This window comes from Paraburkholderia sp. GAS82, assembly GCF_050436285.1.
GTDB lineage: Bacteria > Pseudomonadota > Gammaproteobacteria > Burkholderiales > Burkholderiaceae > Paraburkholderia > Paraburkholderia phenazinium_B.
Window position 1 is genome coordinate 310006 of sequence record NZ_JBNDLX010000002.1, and the last position, 16396, is coordinate 326401.

Genomic DNA, 16396 nt, shown 5'->3' on the forward strand with positions numbered 1-16396 from the left:
TCGGGTCAGGAAAGCGCACCGACGGCGCACACTGTCAGACGTGTTCCCAGGCGAGCGAATTTTGTTGCTTGTGCCCGCTCAAACACCATCCGAAATGCGACAATCCACGCCATGACAATCATTGCGGGCGGTAGGACCGCGCCAACCCGGCGCACCGCCGGACGACCAGAAAAACGGAAGGTGAAGTTATGCGGCGCTTGCCATCGCTGATTGCGTTGCGCTTCTTCGAGGAGACGGCACGTCATCTGAGTTTCAATCGCGCGGCGAGCGCCCTGTGCGTGACGCAGGGCGCTGTAAGCCGCCAGATCAAGATACTCGAGGAGTCGCTCGACGCGAAGCTGTTCGAGCGCGACCACAAGGGCATCCGCCTGACCGCGGCGGGCTTGCAGCTGCTGCCGTGCGTGTCGGAAGCGTTCGATACGATCGAGCGCGGCACGCGTCAGATCACCACCGCCAAAGGCCGGCGTCGCCTCGTGCTGTCAGTGCCGCCCACCTTCGCGACTCAATGGTTCTCGCCGCGACTTGGCTCGCTAGCGGTGGAACTGCCCGATGTGGAACTGTCCATCCGCACCGAGCCGACTGAGGATTGCCACTGCAACATCCGCTTTGGACGCGACGCACTGCCGGACGCGCATTCCGAGTTGCTGATGACGGAGCGCCATACGTTAGTGGGAGCGCCGCAGTTGCCCGGGCGCCCGCTCGACACGCTGCTCGCAACGATGCCCGCGCTGCATGTGCTGCACAACGAAACGCGGCTCGATTTGTGGCCGAACTGGCTTGCAACCGCAGGTATGCCGGCGCACCACGCTGAGAACGGCATCGAGTTTTCGAATCTGGAGCAGGCCATTCACGCCGCGCGCAAAGGCGTGGGACTGGCCATCGTCGACCGCAACATGATCGTCGAAGAACTGGCGGATGGAAGCCTGGCGCAGATCTCCGAGATCGAGGTCAGCGGCCCGTTTGGGTACTGGCTCGATATCGCGCATCGGCACGAGGCGCTCGAGCATGTGCAAGCGTTTGCCGGATGGTTACGGGAAGAGGTGTTGAAGATGGGGTGAGGAGGCAGAGCCGGCGATCGGAAAACCCTTCACTACGCTCGACACCTTATACTTTCGTTGCCGTCCATACAGCGGCAGTGGGGTTCGACGGCCGGATCTGTCCAGGACTGCCCGGAACCCTGTCCAAGGAAGCCAATCATGAATGAAAGCAAACCCCGTCTCCCGGAAGCGCTGGAAGCACCTGCCAGCGATCAGCTGCTCGACGGCATCCTCGCAAAGGCCGCCAACGCGGGGCAGCGCAACGCGGAACAGTTCGCCAAGCTCGCTGCGCTCGCCCGGGCCATCGAGCAATGCAATTCATCGCCGGCCGCGCGCGCAAAGATGCTGTTCCGCTTCGAAGAACTTGCCAGCAGCGCCGAGGCCGAGGCCAGGCTCGACGCAGAATTTTTCGAAGGATTGCGCGACGGGCAAGTCATGAAGCAGCAATTGCGTCGGGAACACGAGCAACGCGAAGAGCCTGCTCCCGAGGTCACGATTCTCGCGCCGTCTACGACGACGAAGCACTGAGGGCTGCGTTACATCGCCTTCTTGAATGGCGCGCCCGAATGCTCGCGCAATTCGTTGAAGACGATCTTCGGCCACGCCTTCTGCGCAACTTCGATCTCGGAGATGTGTGAGGCGAGATACGTCGGCGCGTTCGATGCATCGAGCGCAATCCGCGCCGCATACGCATCGGTGAAACGACGCAATTCAGCCGCGTCGTCGCAGGTCACCCAGCGCGACATCCGATAGCGCGCCGACGCCATCCGCACATCGACCTTGTACTCGGTCGACAGACGGTGCGACACCACTTCAAACTGAAGTTGGCCAACCGCACCCAGAATCATCAAGCCGCCGCCCACCGGGCGAAACACCTGAATTGCGCCCTCTTCGCCGAGTTGCTTGAGCGCTTCGCCAAGTTGCTTGGCGCGCATCGGGTCCACCACTTCGACTGTCTGGAAGATTTCCGGCGCGAAGAACGGCAAACCGACGAACTGCAGGGTCTCGCCTTCGGTCAGGGTATCGCCGAGGCTCAGTGTGCCGTGATTCGGAATGCCAATAATGTCCCCCGGATACGCTTCGCTCACGGTCTCACGACGCTGCGACAGGAACGTCACCACGTTATTGGCGCGGAACGTCTTGTTCGAGCGCGTCACCTTCAGCGCCATACCGCGTTCGAAATGCCCCGAGCAGACGCGGATGAACGCCACACGGTCGCGGTGCGCCAGGTCCATGTTCGCCTGCACCTTGAACACGACACCGGTGAATTTCGGCTCATCCGGCTCGACCGAGCGCTGCACCGCCATGCGTGCCGACGGCGGCGGCGCCAGATCGACCAGTGCGTCGAGAATTTCCTTCACGCCGAAGTTGTTGATCGCTGAACCGAACAACACAGGCGATTGCTGACCGGCGAGAAACTGCTCGCGATCGAAATCAGGCGAGGCGCCGGTGATCAGATCGATTTCTTCCTTCGCCTTGACCCAGGCATGACCGAAGCGGCGCTCGCCTTCTTCGTCGCTGAGCGCGTGGATTGTTTCGACCTCGCCGCCCGCCTTGTCCTGTCCGGCGCGAAACAGACGCACCTGATCGCGCTGCAGATCGTAGACACCCTGGAAGTCCTTGCCCATCCCGATCGGCCATGTAAACGGCACGGCGGCGACCCCCAGATGCTGTTCGATCTCGTCGAGCAGCTCGAGCGGCTCGCGCACTTCGCGGTCGAGCTTGTTGATGAAGGTGACGATCGGCGTCTTACGGCTACGGCAGACCTCGAGCAGCTTCAGCGTTTGCGCTTCGACACCGTTCGCGCCGTCGATCACCATCACGGCGGCATCGACCGCCGTCAGCACACGGTAGGTGTCTTCCGAGAAGTCCTCGTGGCCCGGGGTATCGAGCAGGTTGATGACGGCATCACCATACTCGAACTGCATCACCGAACTGGCTACGGAAATGCCGCGCTGCTTTTCGATCTCCATCCAGTCCGAAGTCGCGTAGCGATTGCTCTTGCGGCCCTTCACGGTGCCGGCAATCTGGATCGCGCCCGAAAACAGCAACAGCTTCTCGGTCAGCGTGGTCTTGCCCGCGTCCGGGTGGGAAATGACCGCGAACGTGCGGCGGCGTTTGAGTTCAGAGACTGACATCGGATCGGGCGGTCACAGATAGAGGTTCAAGCGGTATACGGGGCATCGCCGGCGCAGAACCGCGCAGGGAACGAATGATACACGTCATGGGAAACGACGTAGAGAAACGGGGGGCGACGACGGCGGCCGCAGCGGCAGTTTGCGGCGCGACGTGTCGGGACAACCACGCACGTCGACCGCCAATGTCCTGGCAGATAAGACACTGCGGCGTGAGAAACGGGTGAATCGAAAAGCACAATGATCGCAAAAGGCATAACGGCCCTGAAAACACGGCGGCGACTTGCAGATGAATCAGAGCTACATGCAATTACCGGAAGATGCAAGCAAATAACTTGTTTGCGAATTTTTACTACATCACCTAGGATTAATCGCGGTGATTGAAGGGCCTAACGATCACTAACCCCCATTGGTTCCTCGCCATGGGACCTTCGGAAAACCTGGAGGTATGTGTATGTCCGACGATAACAATCCGGCTTCCTCGACTAAACGCAGGGAATTTTTAAGAGGTGTCGCCACCGTTAGCATTGCGACGGGTTTCGGTGCAGGAGTGGGTGAGGCGTTGGCGCAAAGCCCCGCAGCGCCTAGGCCAACCGGAATTGGTTCAAAGCCGCCTACTAAAGCAACACGAGATGCCAATTCGGTTTACGCCAATCAGCTGGCATTTAACGATACGCAGGATTTTCAGGACGCCACGCGTGGACTGATTGCTACATTACCCGATCCTGGCATTATTCCCAGTTCTAAAGGGGGTGCCGCCTGGGATTTAGGCCAATTCTCATTTATTACAGGCGGACCAGAAAATAACGCACCGGATTCGGTTAATCCCAGCTTATGGCGAAACGCCAAGCTGAATATGAATCATGGATTATTCGAGGTCGTCGACGGTATCTGGCAGGTTCGCGGTTACGATTTATCGGTGATGAGTATTATTCGCGGCGATACCGGCTGGATTGTTATCGACCCGCTAATGACCGAAGATGCTGCCGTGGTTGTCTGGAAGCAGCTGGTTATTCCACACCTGGGCGATCGCCCGATTACTCATATCATTTACACCCACAGTCACGCAGACCATTATGGCGGCGTTCGCGGCGTGGTCGACGAAGCGGATATCAAGGCCGGCAAGGTAAAGATTTACGCGCCGGCGGCTTTCACTGAAGCCGCGGTGGGCGAAAACGTGATTGCCGGCAACGCCATGAGCCGGCGAGCCGCCTACATGTACGGCAATCTGCTGCCGAGAAGCCCGACGGGCGTGGTGGACGGCGGGTTGGGCAAGACGACCTCCATCGGCGCAATCACGCTCATCGTGCCAACCGATTTCGCCAACTCGACGGGCCAGAAGCTGACTCTGGACGGTATCGACATGACCATCATCATGGCGCCGGAGTCCGAAGCGCCGTCAGAGTTCATGTTCTACATCCCGAAGTTCAAGGCCTTCTGCGCCTCGGAAGACGCCACCCACACGCTGCACAACCTCTATACGCTGCGTGGCGCGAAGGTTCGCGATGCATTGCTGTGGTCGAAGTACCTGCAGGCTGCCATCGATATGTTCGGCGGCGAAATGGAAGTCCTGTTCGCCTCGCACTACTGGCCGACCTGGGGCAACGAGCGCATCGTCGACTTCCTGCGGGCGCAACGGGACATGTACCGGTATCTGCATGACCAGACCATGCGTCTCGCCAATACCGGCCTGACCCCGCTGGAAATCGCCGACACCCTGCACCTGCCCGATAGCCTCGCCAGGCACTGGTACTGTCGGAGCTATTACGGCACGGTCTTTCATGACCTGATCGCGCAGTACAACTTGCGGCTGGGGTTCTTTGACGGCGTGCCCGCCAACCTTCACCGGCTGCCGCCGGTCGACAACGGCAAGCGCTATGTCGAGTTCATGGGTGGCCCCGCAGCGGTGCTACAAAAGGCGCAGCACTACTACGACAAGGGCGACTACCGTTGGGTCGCCGAGGTGGTGAACCACGTGGTCTTTGCCGATCCAGACAACGTGGCCGCCAAGCACATGCTGGCCGACGCTTACGAGCAGATGGGCTATCAGGCCGAGTCGGCCAGTTGGCGCAACTTCTATCTGACCGGCGCAATGGAGCTGCGTAACGGCGTCCATAAGGTGCCGTTCGGCAGCTCGCAAAGCCCGGACACCATCAAGGCCATGCCTCTGGAGATGTTCCTCGACTACCAGGGTGTGCGCCTGAACGGAGCGCGCGCGGCTGGCAAGACGATCAGTTTCAATTTCGTCATGACCGACACGAATGAGAGTTATGTGGTCGGTGTCGAAAATTCCGCTCTGCATTATTCCAAAGGTAAAACTTCGGATACGGCGGATGCGTCAGTGACGATGACGCGCACTGATCTCAACGAAGTGATGATGGGTAATACGTCAATGGAGAAACTGGTCATGGCTGGTAAAGCCAAGATTAGCGGGAGTGCACCGAAATTAGGTGAATTTGTCTCCTGGCTCGATAATTTCGACTTCTGGTTCAATATTGTCACACCGTAAAAACCGACTAGCCCTAAACACGGAATCAAGACGATGTGTGCAATCTGTGAGCTGAAGATTGAATTTAATATCGGGCATCCTCAGGCGCTCACGGTAGCCGTTGCGACGCGAGAAGCAATGGATACCGGAGCATTGCCGGAAACGCAGGCCGAGGGCGCGTTGAGCAATATGAAGCTGCGATTGGCGGCTATTGATGCGCTCAAGGGCCTGCAAGACCGGTTAGAAGCCGCTGTACCGACTACGCAGTTAATGGCGCTCCCTGATTTCTATGTGCTTCTGATTGAAATCGGAACCTGGGGATTTTTCCATGCTACTGAGACTGGCTTCGACCCCGACATTCAGCCCGAACCACCCGACGTGACCTCGGAAAATCAGGCTGATCGCGATGTGGTGTTTGTTTCATCCGAAGCAACGATGCAGGCCATTATGAATGGGAAATTAAACATCGACACAGCGTTCGACGATAATCTGCTCATTCTGGATGCAAGCGAGACGCATACGAAACTACTACGATCCGTGCTTGATCGCGCGTTTCCTGTAGAAAGGGGCCGAGCAGTTAATTTCTAGAAAAGGTGCAATACCAAAGACTGTTTCTATTTCATCAGCATTGCTGTTACGGAATATGGCCGAACATTTAACGTTCGGCCATATTTTTTGGACACGATGGATTTTGTCTGAAGCAATGCAACGCTATGCGCCGCTCGCCTCATTCAACGTCAGGTGCTTCGTTTCCGGCGCCCATGCGATCGACACCACCATGCCAATCAGGAGCACTACGGCTAGCGCCATCATGGTCGCGTGGAAACCCAGCTGTGCAATGCCCAGCGGTAGCAGAAACGTCCCCACCGCCGAACCGAGCCGGCTACAGGCAATAGCGAGACCCACACCACATGCCCGCACCTCAGTGGGAAAGCACTCCGGCGGAAACACGCCCACCAGATTCGAGAACGCCGACATGGTCAGCGTGAAGATCGCGAACGCCACGATCATCGCAATCGTCGACGACTCCGGCAGCAGACTCAGCGCCACCAGCGACAGGCAAGTCACCGCGAACGAACCAATCAGAAACACGCGACGCGGCAGCGCAATGGTAAGCCAGATGCCGATCAACGCGCCCAGCACGAGGAATCCATTCAGCAGAAGATCCGCTCCAGAGCCGTCGTTCAGATGGATCGCCTTGAGGACGGTCGGCAGGAATGTGTAGACCGCGAAATAAGGAATCACCAGGCACACGAAGAACGCGCAGTTGAAGAGCGTACGGCGAATCAGATCCTTTTTGAACAGGCGTGCGAATCCGCCCTGCACTTTGCTGTGATCGTCGGCACCGTTGCCGTCGAGCGTCACGTTCGGGCCGAAGTGTTTGAGCAGGACGGCCTTGGCCTCCGCAATACGCCCTTTGCCGTGGAGCCAGCGCGGCGACTCCGGCGTACCCATACGCATTACCAGCACGATCAGCGCGGGAACGCCAGCCGAAGCCAGCAACCAGCGCCACGCATCCGGTGAAGCGTGCGCGTACTGCATGCCGAGTACGTTCGCAACGACGTAGCCGACTGTCCACACCACACTGAACGAACCGAGCAGCGTCCCACGATGTTTGCGCGGCGAGAACTCGGCCAGAATCGCATGGCCAACCGCGAAGTCGCCGCCCATGCCAAACCCGATCAACACCCGCAACACGCACAACTGCGCCGGCGAGGCCACATAGAACTGCGCGAACGCGGCTGCCGTGATGATCAAAAAGCTCAACAGGAAAATTTTCTGGCGGCCCATGCGATCCGATAGCCACCCAAACACAAGACTGCCCAGAAAGATGCCCATCAGAGCGGAGCTGCCAATCATGCCCATCCAGAACGCGTCGAGCGGCATCTGGCGATTCAGCGAGGCAAGCGCATAGCCAATCGTGCCGAGCGCGTAGCCTTCGGTGAAGTGCGCCCCAAAGGTCAGGCCGGCAATCTTGACGTGGAAGGCGTTCAGTGGAACGTCGTCGAGGGGAACACAATCATGTGCGGACGCGGTGTGGTTTGCACGCGGCGGCGTTGAGGCAAGATCAAGTGCACTTACCTGGATATCCTGAATACTCACGCTGTCTCCTCCTTGTTCGAGCAGCCGTGCGCAGCCAGCTTGTCGCCAGTCATCGCGCACGGTACTGCGTCATCCGCTTCGCGCATGCGCAACGCGAAGCGGACCGTTACAAATAATGCGACGATCAGCGACCAAGGCCGCCCATCATCATGTACTTCAGTTCCATATACTCATCGAGCCCATACTTCGAGCCTTCGCGGCCCAGGCCCGATTCCTTGACGCCGCCGAACGGCGCCACTTCCGTCGAAAGGATGCCTTCATTGACCGCCACCATGCCGCTTTCCAGGGCTTCGGCCACGCGCCACGCCCGGCCGAGATCGCGGGTGTAGAAGTACGCGGATAAGCCGAACGGCGTGTCGTTAGCCGCTGCGATCGCGTCTTCTTCCGTCTTGAAGCGGAAGCAGGCGGCGACAGGGCCGAAGGTTTCTTCGCCAGCAACCAGCATCGACTTCGATGCGTCGATCAACACCGTCGGCTCGTAAAACGTGCCGCCGAGCGCGTGACGTTTCGCGCCTGTCAGCACCTTGGCACCCTTCTGCAAAGCATCCGCGACATGGGTTTCCACTTTCTTCAAGGCGGCTGCATTGATAAGCGGACCTTGTTCGACTTCGCCTTCGAGCGCATTGCCGACCCGCATCTTCTGCACGGCCTTCGTCAGCGCCTGGGTGAAAGCGTCGTAGACGCCATCCTGCACGTAGAAGCGATTGACGCACACACAGGTCTGCCCAGTGTTGCGGAACTTTGAAGCCATCGCACCTTGCACGGCGGCTTCAATGTCCGCATCGTCGAACACGATGAACGGCGCGTTGCCGCCGAGCTCCAGCGAGAGCTTTTTCAGCGTATCCGCGGATTGCTTCGCGAGCAGCTTGCCTACCCGCGTGGAACCGGTGAACGACAGCTTGCGCACCACCGATGAGGCCGTCAGCGCCTCGCCAATCGCAACTGCATCGCCAGACACGATGTTGAACACGCCAGCGGGAACGCCGGCCTGTTCGGCCAGCACGGCCAACGCGAAAGCGGACAGCGGTGTCTCCTCGGACGGCTTGAGAACCATCGTGCAGCCAGCCGCCAGCGCCGGGCCCGCTTTACGCGTAATCATTGCGAGCGGAAAGTTCCACGGCGTAATCGCCGCGACGACGCCCACTGGCTCACGCGTCACGATGATCTTCGCTTTCGGATTCGGGCTCGGAATCACATCGCCGTAAGCGCGCTTCGCTTCTTCGGCGAACCACTCGAAAAAGCTCGCCGCATAACCCACCTCACCGCGCGCTTCAGCAAGCGGTTTGCCCTGTTCGCGCGACATCAGTTCAGCAAGCGCATCGCGGTTCTCGAGCATCAACTCGCCCCAACGCTTCACCCGTGCGCCGCGTTCCTTCGCGGTCAACGCACGCCACGCAGGGAATGCACGTTCGGCGGCGGCAATCGCCTGAGCGGTTTCAGCAGCACCGCCTTTCGCCACGTTGGCAATCAGCTCGCCGGTAGCCGGATTCGACACGGCATAGGTCTCGGCGCCTCGATACCATTCGCCGTTGATGTAATGCCCGGTACGGAGAAAATCGCTCATGCTGCTTTTTCCAGAGTTTGGGCGAACGCCGCTTGCGCCGGCCGCGGCTCGCGGGCGATGCGCTTACCTGCCGTGTAATCGTTGATGAGATCGCAAGGCGTGTAGTTGCGTTCGAGTTCGAAGAGTTCGTCGGCGGAGAGCTTGGTGTCGAGTGCGGCGAGCGCGCTATCGAATTGCGCGGGCGTATCTGCGCCGACCAGCATGCTTGCCACGCCGCCATGATTCAGCACCCACGCCTGGGCGACCTGCGCGGCGGACACGCCACGCGCTGCGGCCACTCGCGCTACGGATGCGGCAATCTCACGCGAGGCCGTATCGCCGTACATTTGCGCGGTGAAGAAGTCGGTCTGATTGCGCGTCGAGTTCGGATCGCTCGTCAGCAGACCACGGGCCAACGGACTAAACACCGATACACCCACGCCCTGATCGTCGCAATACGGAATCATCTCGCGCTCTTCCTCGCGATAGGCCAGATTCAGTTGCAACTGCATGTTGATCGGCTTGTGCCAGCCGTTGCGTTCGCATACCTGCATGATCTTGGCGAACTGCCACGTGTACATGGTCGATACGCCGATATAGCGTGCCTTGCCGGCACGCACGATATCGTTCAGCGCACCCATCGTTTCTTCGACCGGCGCGTTGACGTCGAAGAAGTGCAGCATGTAGATATCGACGTATTCCATGCCCAGACGCTTCAGCGAGCCGTCGATGCCATCCATGATGTGCTTGCGCGAATGGCCGCCGGCGTTCTGATACGTGCCCATGTCGTAGCCGACCTTGGTCGTAACGACGATCTCTTCGCGCCGCGCGATGCGCTTGAGAATGCGGCCTACGACTTCTTCACCGACACCCGTCGAATAGAAGTCCGCGAGATCGATGAAGTTGACGCCGGCTTCGAGCGCGTGGCGCACGATCGGCTCGCTTTGCGCTTCGTCGAAAATCCAGGGCTTCCAGTCGGGCGTGCCCATGTTCATCGTGCCGAGGCATAGGCGCGACACTTTCAGGCCCGATTGGCCGAGGCGAATGTATTCCATTTTGTTTGTCTCCTGATGGCGGCGGCGCTCGTGTGGCGCGAGCGGCGGCGCGCCAGTTAGCGTTTTTAGCGTTGCTTCGGCGTATAGAACGGGTTCGACACTTCGCGCGCGGCGGCAAATACTTCGTCGCGATGCGGCAGACCCTTCATTGCAGCGAGGATCGCGTTCTTGCAGGCGCGGTAGTTGTTCTCGAACACGGCGTCGAGATCGTCGGTCTTCGGGTTGACCCAGTTCGCCGACACGACAACCCAATCGTTTTCCGCTTCCGGCGGCAGCGTGCCGTTCTCGAGCGATTCAGCCACGGCCTTGGCGATACCCGCTTGCGAAGCACCCCAGGTGGCGTTGCCATGGAAGTCGCTGCCGATCTGCGCCTTGTTCACATATAACGTGAGCGGCTTGGTCGGGACACCCGGACGGGCAATGACGACGAACGGCGCGTGACCCGCAGACGGCGTCGACAGCGCGGTAGCGAACGCCTGGCCAGCCGGGCCATTACGCGGGCCGACCAGAACGTTGATGTGCGCGAGATTCACGCCCGGGCCTTCGAAGCCTTCGCCGATAAAAAGTTGCTTTTCTGTCGTTACGCTCATGTCTGTTCCCATCAAGGGTTAGGTGGATGAGCGGATTGTGCTATTCGAGATGAGCGACCATGAATCGATGTTTTTTGATCTGGGGTATGAGACGCGCTCAACTCCGGGTATACCTGCCCGCTGGCCAGACGTGAGCCGACGTGTATCGCCCGTTACGCTGCTAGACAGACTGCAATTTACGCGCGGTCTCGTGGCGCGTCGTCAAGGTCCCGACATTCTTCCCCATTCCTTAAGGTGAGGGTTTTCGGGACCTGCACAGCAAACCGCAAAAAGACCGCTTGAGGTGACGGCCAACCTCATTGCGCATGCACCGAACGTTTTGGATGTGGGACTAGTTCGAAACGAAGTGAGGAGAGCAAAAGAGCGCATCGGACATCACTCATTCACCGCAGAAAGTGCGATGAACAAATCGCGCAAAGCCTTGTCAGACAAGGTGTTCCGACTTCACAACGACGGCGTCGACGCAAACGTCAACTCGATCGAGGCTTGCGCAATCGCACCGCGAGCATCAGACAAAAACGGCTCGCAAAAGCCCACGGCAGCGAAACGCAAAATGCAGTCATCCGCGGAATCAGTGGCTGCGACCAAACGCAAAGGTGAGAGTTTTCGGGACCACCGCGGCGGTGCGAAAAATTCTCACCGCCGCATCACTTCACTCGGAGATCAGGAAGCGTTCGCGATTCTTACCCGCCAGCCAGGCCGGCGAACGCCCACGGCCACTCCAGGTTTCGCCCGTCTTCGGATTGCGGTACTTCGGTGGTAAAGGTGCCTTTTTCGGCGTTGAACGTTTGCTCGAAAAGCCAAGTTCCTCTGCGGTAATGCCGTATTCCACAATCTTCTGCTTGATATCAGCAATCGCCTGCTCAATTTCTTTTTCGCGAGCAACCGCGACTTCCTTATGAAGTTTTTCGAGCTGCGCAGTCAATTGTTTGTAAGTGGCCATGAAGAATCGCCTCCAGTCGGTTGGATAACTGCAGTGTGACCCTATCAGACCTAAAAAGTGCCGGGTAGCATCACCTGTCCGTTTGCGGATTAGATGCGTGTGAAACGCATCCTGAGTCAGCAACGCGGCAATCACCCGAGCGCCATCCGGCATGAATGATACGTAACGTTAAGTCATCGTCAGCGACGACGTTACCGCACATTGGCTGACGCGAGCGCTAATCCTTCTCGCGCCTCAAGCGCGCTCAGTGCCACATGGAGCCGTCTGACCCGGCTCGCCAGCGACGGCACCAATGCCGCGTCCGATACCGACTTGAGCCGGTTGCGCCAATACGATAGCGGAATACGGTCAGCGGCGGAAATCCGCGTAATCACGTGTTCGAGATGCTGAATGTCTTTTTCTAATTGATGGTGATTCATTACGTCTCCCCCGATATTCCCAGGTACTATCCGACCTTAAAGCATGAAGCGTGCCGTCGAGACCTGTCGATAAGGCAGCGAGGCAATAGATCGTAAGGAAAAGAGGAATAGCGGCGATAAAGTCGCTTATGTATTCCTGATTCTTCGGGGGAAAGCATTCATGGATTCGCAAAGCGCTCATGGCATCGCATCCTGAACGCCGCGGTATAGGGAATTAAGCCGAGGTCAATACGATCGCTTTGCGCGCCGCATTTATGAAGCGGAGTGGGTGGTCCGGATCGACGCGCGGCAAAAAGGAACGCTCCGGCCTGGGCGCCGCCCGAGCCGCTTACACCGCGCTTGCCGCTGCACTTCGCCCGGCATCTTCCGGGCGAACCACTCGCTACTGGACGCCCGACTTCGCAGGACACGCGTAGATCAGGCTGTGCGTGCCCTCGTCATTTGACTGACGCACCACGTCGAACTGGCCGCCGCAACTGGCGCGCGCCTGCTGCGTACACGAATCGGAGCCCTCCGGACACTGGACCAGCGTAGTGGGCCGGCCGTCAGGCAGGAACAGCGGCGGACTGCTGCTGCAACCGGCCAGCGCCGCAAGCAAGGCGAACCCGGAAGCCGCGCCAAGCGCCGCACGTTTCACGCGGATTACATGTTCCATTCGAGCAGAAAATGAGTAGCTGCGTTTCATTGAGAACCCCGGTCCCTTTCTAATTCTTTGACCCAGCGATTGTGCCATGCGCACGCTGCACTGCGTCACTTGGGAGCCGTGTCTTCGTCGGCATGGCCATTCGCCGGATCGTCAGGCGCAGCAAGCGTCTTGTAGGGAAGCGGCCCGTGGGGATCCGCGCCGATACGCATGAAAACCTGCTCGACATCGGGAATTGCTTCGAGCTCCTGTTGCAGCGCGTGACGATCGAACGAGCGCGGCGCGCAGCCGTCAACGTAGACAAAGCGACGCTGCACCATGATCCAGATACTCGTGCCGTCGAACGCGTGGGGATCCGTGAAACGCGCGTGAATCGCGTCGGCGATCGGTGCGTCGTACAGGTACGAGTTCGGCTTCGAGCATTTATGCGCAAGCCAGCAGGTTGTTCCGCGCTCGACCCGGTAGTGCGCATCGCTTTCCATCTGCGCGTGCGTCATCAGCGGCCCGAGCGGCACCGGACAATCGGCAAAGCCCTGCGAGAGAGTGAAGAACGGATCGTTGTACCAGTTCTTGAGGTCACTCTGCTGCGCATGCAGCGATATGCCAAACAGGAAAAGCAATATAGCGACAGGCCAGGTCTTCATCGCACCTCCCGACTGCTTCGAGATCGCACCAGCGCTCAACCAGCGCTCATATTGCGCAATTCCCGCATGTTGCCGGGCCGCGCGCGCGGACACAAGAGAAGTGACGCGTCCTGGTCCTCCATTGAGACGATTCGGTACAATCGGTCGCATCGGTACAAGTAGAACAACCCAGCTTTCGGAGACTCAATGTCCTTTGTCATCGTCCTCGCCGCCCTGGCGTTCCTGATGCTCGCCGCATATCGCGGCTACAGCGTGATTCTCGTCGCGCCAATCGCCGCCCTCGGCGCCGTCCTGCTGACCGATCCATCGGCGGTCGCGCCGGTGTTTTCCGGCATCTTCATGGACAAGATGGTCGGCTTCGTGAAGCTGTACTTTCCGGTATTCATGCTCGGTGCGGTGTTCGGCAAAGTCATCGAACTGTCGGGCTTCTCCGAGTCGATCGTCGCCGCCGCGATCCGCTATATCGGCCGCTCGCGCGCCAATGCGGTGATCGTCGCGGTCTGCGCGCTGCTCACCTACGGCGGCGTCTCGCTGTTTGTCGTCGTGTTCGCGGTGTATCCGTTCGCGGCCGAACTCTATCGCCAGAGCAATATTCCGAAGCGCCTGATGCCGGGGGCGATCGCACTGGGCGCATTCTCCTTCACGATGGATTCGCTGCCGGGCACTCCGCAAATCCAGAACATCATCCCGACCACCTTCTTCAAGACGACCTCGTGGGCCGCCCCGGTGCTTGGCACGATCGGCTCGGTGTTCATCATCGTCGTCGGGCTGACCTATCTGGAATGGCGCCGGCGTGCTGCGATGGCGAAGGGCGAGGGCTATGGCACGTCGCTCGTCAATGAGCCGGAACGCGTCGAATCGAAACAACTGCCGAATCCGCTGCTGGCCGTGGCGCCGCTCGTGCTGGTAGGTGTGGCGAACTTCGCGCTCACCAAGCTGATCCCGGACTGGTACGGCGCGTCATATACGATTGCGCCGGAAGTGCTGCCCGGCATTCATGCGCCAGTCACGACATCGATCAAGGCCGTCGTCGGGATCTGGGCTGTGGAAGGCGCGTTGCTGCTCGGCATCGTGATGGTCATGCTGACCGCGTTTCCCCGCATGCGCGAACGCTTCGCCTCCGGCACCAAGGCAGCCGTCGCGGGTGCGCTGCTGGCCTCGCTCAATACGGCGTCGGAATATGGCTTTGGCGGTGTGATCGCGGCGTTGCCCGGCTTTCTGGTCGTAAGCGATTTGCTCAAGAGCATTCCGAACCCGCTCGTCAATGCCGCGGTGTCGGTCAGCTCGCTCGCGGGGATTACCGGTTCGGCATCGGGCGGTATGAGCATCGCGCTCGCCGCCATGTCGGATACCTTCATCAGCGCGGCGAACGCGGCGCATATTCCGATGGAAGTGCTGCACCGGGTGGTGGCGATGGCGAGCGGCGGGATGGATACGCTGCCGCACAACGGCGCGGTGATCACGCTGCTGGCCGTCACGGGATTGACGCATCGCGAGTCGTACCGCGAGATTTTCGCGGTGACGATCATCAAGACCCTGGCGGTGTTCTTTGTGATCGCGGTGTACTACACCACGGGGCTGGTTTGAGTAGTCTCAAGCGATCCGCATTCGCCAATCTTCATACGTCATAGATCGCCTCCAGATAAGCCGCCTCCATCTTCAACCTCGACATATGCCACGCCCAGCGCTCCGCACCCTCCCGGATGTCGAGCAACGCTGCGGCGTGATGAGCACGACCGTTCATGCAAGGTTCCGGCACGTCGCCTTCCTCCAGCAGACGAAAGGTCTTGCCGTACGCTGGTGGAAAACGGCGCTCAATCGTGAGTTTCTGCCGCGAGGTCATCACGAGAATAAAAGTCGCCGCATCGATCATCCACGGGGTGACGGCGTGAGCACGGTGATGTCGAATATCGAGGCCCTCGGAGTCCATCAAATCCACGGCCTCGCCGTTCGGCGACGCTCCCTCCACGACAAACAACCCTCCGGACAGCACCCGCGTACCCGGTAGCGCGCGGGTAAGCAGCCCCTGCGCCATCGGGCCACAGCAGACATTGGCTGTGCAGATCACAAGAATGGTATTCATCAGGCCAGTCAAACTCCAGAAGGACGATTAGCTTGCTGAAGATGTCGATGCGGCTGCTGCGTCCTGCGTTCAGGTACTGCTTCCGGTTCCACCCGTCGGCGTCGTACCGCCGCTAGCGCCTTTACCCACCGCTGCACCTGCCGCCGTCACCGACGCCACCAGGGTGGCGGACGGAGATCCGTCGCTATTGATTGCGCCTGCAGCCTGCAAAGCATCGAGCTCCGAGTCGATACCCGGCTGACCCGGTGTGAACGACGCCGTCAAAAACGATGTAGTCGAGAGCGAAATGCCATACGTTTGCTCCAGTATCTGCACAACCGCAGTTTCCGCGCTTGCGATCAAAGCGCTGTTGGTCAACGCACCCTGAAACGATGAATTGCTCGAAATACCGGCGAGTAACGCCGACAACGTCGTGCCTTGCTCCGCCGCAATGTAGTCGAGGAGCAATTCGGTCAACGGCGTCACGTTGAATGTCCCGGCCCCCGAAGCAAACGAGTCAACCGTCACAGCGCCGCTGGATGCGGTAATCGCGCAAGGTCCGTCAAAGCTGAAAGTCACGGAATATGCACCATTCGCGTCCGTGGTGGTGTTTCCCGAACCGTTCTTGCACGTTAGCTTGACCGTTGCATTGGCCAACGCTGCCCCGATCGCTGCCGTGCCGCCAACCGTGCCAGACGGAGGGTTCCCGCTAGATCCTCCACCGCCGCACGCCA

Annotated in this window: 16 protein-coding genes; 5 read left to right on the top strand and 11 right to left on the bottom strand. The window is 59.5% G+C overall.

Features of this window, described 5'->3' with window-relative positions:
- The first annotated feature begins 188 nt into the window (after nt 1–188).
- A complete protein-coding gene (locus P3T17_RS07730; RefSeq protein WP_429405838.1) occupies nt 189–1058 on the top strand; it encodes a LysR substrate-binding domain-containing protein in 870 nt (289 codons plus the stop codon).
- A 138-nt stretch (nt 1059–1196) separates the two neighbouring features.
- Nucleotides 1197–1565: a hypothetical protein gene (locus tag P3T17_RS07735; RefSeq protein ID WP_074266677.1), complete on the top strand. Its 369-nt coding sequence runs from the start codon at nt 1197–1199 to the stop codon at nt 1563–1565.
- Between the two features lie 8 nt (nt 1566–1573).
- Here P3T17_RS07735 and P3T17_RS07740 read toward each other — a convergent pair whose 3' ends face one another.
- Nucleotides 1574–3175 carry a peptide chain release factor 3 gene (locus P3T17_RS07740; RefSeq protein ID WP_074266678.1) on the bottom strand — a complete coding sequence of 534 codons (1602 nt, stop codon included), beginning with the start codon at nt 3173–3175 and terminating at the stop codon, nt 1574–1576.
- Between the two features lie 451 nt (nt 3176–3626).
- On the opposite strand from P3T17_RS07740, the gene P3T17_RS07745 reads away from it, so the two are divergent.
- Together P3T17_RS07745 and P3T17_RS07750 are read left to right on the top strand one after the other, a co-directional pair.
- Nucleotides 3627–5681: an alkyl/aryl-sulfatase gene (locus P3T17_RS07745; RefSeq protein WP_429289143.1), complete on the top strand. Its 2055-nt coding sequence runs from the start codon at nt 3627–3629 to the stop codon at nt 5679–5681.
- Nucleotides 5682–5714: 33 nt separating this feature from the next.
- Nucleotides 5715–6248, top strand: a complete 534-nt coding sequence (locus P3T17_RS07750; protein ID WP_429405840.1) for a hypothetical protein — start codon at nt 5715–5717, stop codon at nt 6246–6248.
- Between the two features lie 123 nt (nt 6249–6371).
- Here P3T17_RS07750 and P3T17_RS07755 read toward each other — a convergent pair whose 3' ends face one another.
- The 8 genes from P3T17_RS07755 to P3T17_RS07790 all read right to left on the bottom strand — a co-directional run bounded on the left by P3T17_RS07755 (nt 6372) and on the right by P3T17_RS07790 (nt 13600).
- Nucleotides 6372–7763, bottom strand: a complete 1392-nt coding sequence (locus tag P3T17_RS07755; RefSeq protein WP_429405842.1) for an MFS transporter — start codon at nt 7761–7763, stop codon at nt 6372–6374.
- Between the two features lie 124 nt (nt 7764–7887).
- On the bottom strand, nt 7888–9327 hold the full coding sequence (locus P3T17_RS07760; RefSeq protein WP_429405844.1) for an NAD-dependent succinate-semialdehyde dehydrogenase: 1440 nt from the start codon (nt 9325–9327) through the stop codon (nt 7888–7890).
- Nucleotides 9324–10361, bottom strand: a complete 1038-nt coding sequence (locus P3T17_RS07765) for an aldo/keto reductase (protein WP_429405846.1) — start codon at nt 10359–10361, stop codon at nt 9324–9326. The genes P3T17_RS07760 and P3T17_RS07765 overlap by 4 nt, the downstream gene beginning before the upstream one ends.
- 65 nt (nt 10362–10426) lie before the next feature.
- Nucleotides 10427–10951 (bottom strand): formaldehyde-activating enzyme, encoded by a 525-nt coding sequence (gene fae, locus P3T17_RS07770; protein WP_429405848.1) that lies wholly within the window; start codon nt 10949–10951, stop codon nt 10427–10429.
- Between the two features lie 652 nt (nt 10952–11603).
- Nucleotides 11604–11894, bottom strand: coding sequence for an H-NS family nucleoid-associated regulatory protein (locus tag P3T17_RS07775; protein WP_429405850.1), 291 nt, complete (start codon nt 11892–11894; stop codon nt 11604–11606).
- 191 nt (nt 11895–12085) lie between these two features.
- On the bottom strand, nt 12086–12313 hold the full coding sequence (locus P3T17_RS07780; RefSeq protein WP_429405852.1) for a hypothetical protein: 228 nt from the start codon (nt 12311–12313) through the stop codon (nt 12086–12088).
- A gap of 382 nt (nt 12314–12695) precedes the next feature.
- Nucleotides 12696–12998, bottom strand: coding sequence for a hypothetical protein (locus tag P3T17_RS07785; RefSeq protein ID WP_074266687.1), 303 nt, complete (start codon nt 12996–12998; stop codon nt 12696–12698).
- Nucleotides 12999–13063: 65 nt separating this feature from the next.
- Nucleotides 13064–13600 carry a BON domain-containing protein gene (locus P3T17_RS07790; protein ID WP_429405853.1) on the bottom strand — a complete coding sequence of 179 codons (537 nt, stop codon included), beginning with the start codon at nt 13598–13600 and terminating at the stop codon, nt 13064–13066.
- Nucleotides 13601–13786: 186 nt separating this feature from the next.
- Here P3T17_RS07790 and P3T17_RS07795 point away from each other — a divergent pair, with 186 nt between their 5' ends.
- Complete coding sequence (locus P3T17_RS07795) at nt 13787–15187, top strand: GntP family permease (protein WP_074266688.1); 1401 nt, start codon at nt 13787–13789, stop codon at nt 15185–15187.
- 31 nt (nt 15188–15218) lie between these two features.
- Here the strand turns inward: P3T17_RS07795 and P3T17_RS07800 are convergent, their stop codons facing one another.
- Together P3T17_RS07800 and P3T17_RS07805 are read right to left on the bottom strand one after the other, a co-directional pair.
- On the bottom strand, nt 15219–15683 hold the full coding sequence (locus P3T17_RS07800; RefSeq protein ID WP_429405855.1) for a protein-tyrosine-phosphatase: 465 nt from the start codon (nt 15681–15683) through the stop codon (nt 15219–15221).
- A 69-nt stretch (nt 15684–15752) separates the two neighbouring features.
- Nucleotides 15753–16241 (bottom strand): hypothetical protein, encoded by a 489-nt coding sequence (locus tag P3T17_RS07805; protein ID WP_429405857.1) that lies wholly within the window; start codon nt 16239–16241, stop codon nt 15753–15755.
- Nucleotides 16242–16396: the final 155 nt, after the last annotated feature.

Bases quoted from the DNA above. Each gene is read 5' to 3' on its own strand.
- P3T17_RS07795 (WP_074266688.1), top strand. From the start codon at position 13,787: ATGTCCTTTGTCATCGTCCTCGCCGCCCTGGCGTTCCTGATGCTCGCC.
- P3T17_RS07740 (WP_074266678.1), bottom strand. From the start codon at position 3,175: ATGTCAGTCTCTGAACTCAAACGCCGCCGCACGTTCGCGGTCATTTCC.
- P3T17_RS07730 (WP_429405838.1), top strand. From the start codon at position 189: ATGCGGCGCTTGCCATCGCTGATTGCGTTGCGCTTCTTCGAGGAGACG.
- P3T17_RS07790 (WP_429405853.1), bottom strand. From the start codon at position 13,600: ATGAAGACCTGGCCTGTCGCTATATTGCTTTTCCTGTTTGGCATATCG.
- P3T17_RS07750 (WP_429405840.1), top strand. From the start codon at position 5,715: ATGTGTGCAATCTGTGAGCTGAAGATTGAATTTAATATCGGGCATCCT.
- fae (WP_429405848.1), bottom strand. From the start codon at position 10,951: ATGAGCGTAACGACAGAAAAGCAACTTTTTATCGGCGAAGGCTTCGAA.
- P3T17_RS07765 (WP_429405846.1), bottom strand. From the start codon at position 10,361: ATGGAATACATTCGCCTCGGCCAATCGGGCCTGAAAGTGTCGCGCCTA.
- P3T17_RS07745 (WP_429289143.1), top strand. From the start codon at position 3,627: ATGTCCGACGATAACAATCCGGCTTCCTCGACTAAACGCAGGGAATTT.
- P3T17_RS07735 (WP_074266677.1), top strand. From the start codon at position 1,197: ATGAATGAAAGCAAACCCCGTCTCCCGGAAGCGCTGGAAGCACCTGCC.
- P3T17_RS07775 (WP_429405850.1), bottom strand. From the start codon at position 11,894: ATGGCCACTTACAAACAATTGACTGCGCAGCTCGAAAAACTTCATAAG.
- P3T17_RS07760 (WP_429405844.1), bottom strand. From the start codon at position 9,327: ATGAGCGATTTTCTCCGTACCGGGCATTACATCAACGGCGAATGGTAT.
- P3T17_RS07800 (WP_429405855.1), bottom strand. From the start codon at position 15,683: ATGAATACCATTCTTGTGATCTGCACAGCCAATGTCTGCTGTGGCCCG.
- P3T17_RS07785 (WP_074266687.1), bottom strand. From the start codon at position 12,998: ATGAAACGCAGCTACTCATTTTCTGCTCGAATGGAACATGTAATCCGC.
- P3T17_RS07780 (WP_429405852.1), bottom strand. From the start codon at position 12,313: ATGAATCACCATCAATTAGAAAAAGACATTCAGCATCTCGAACACGTG.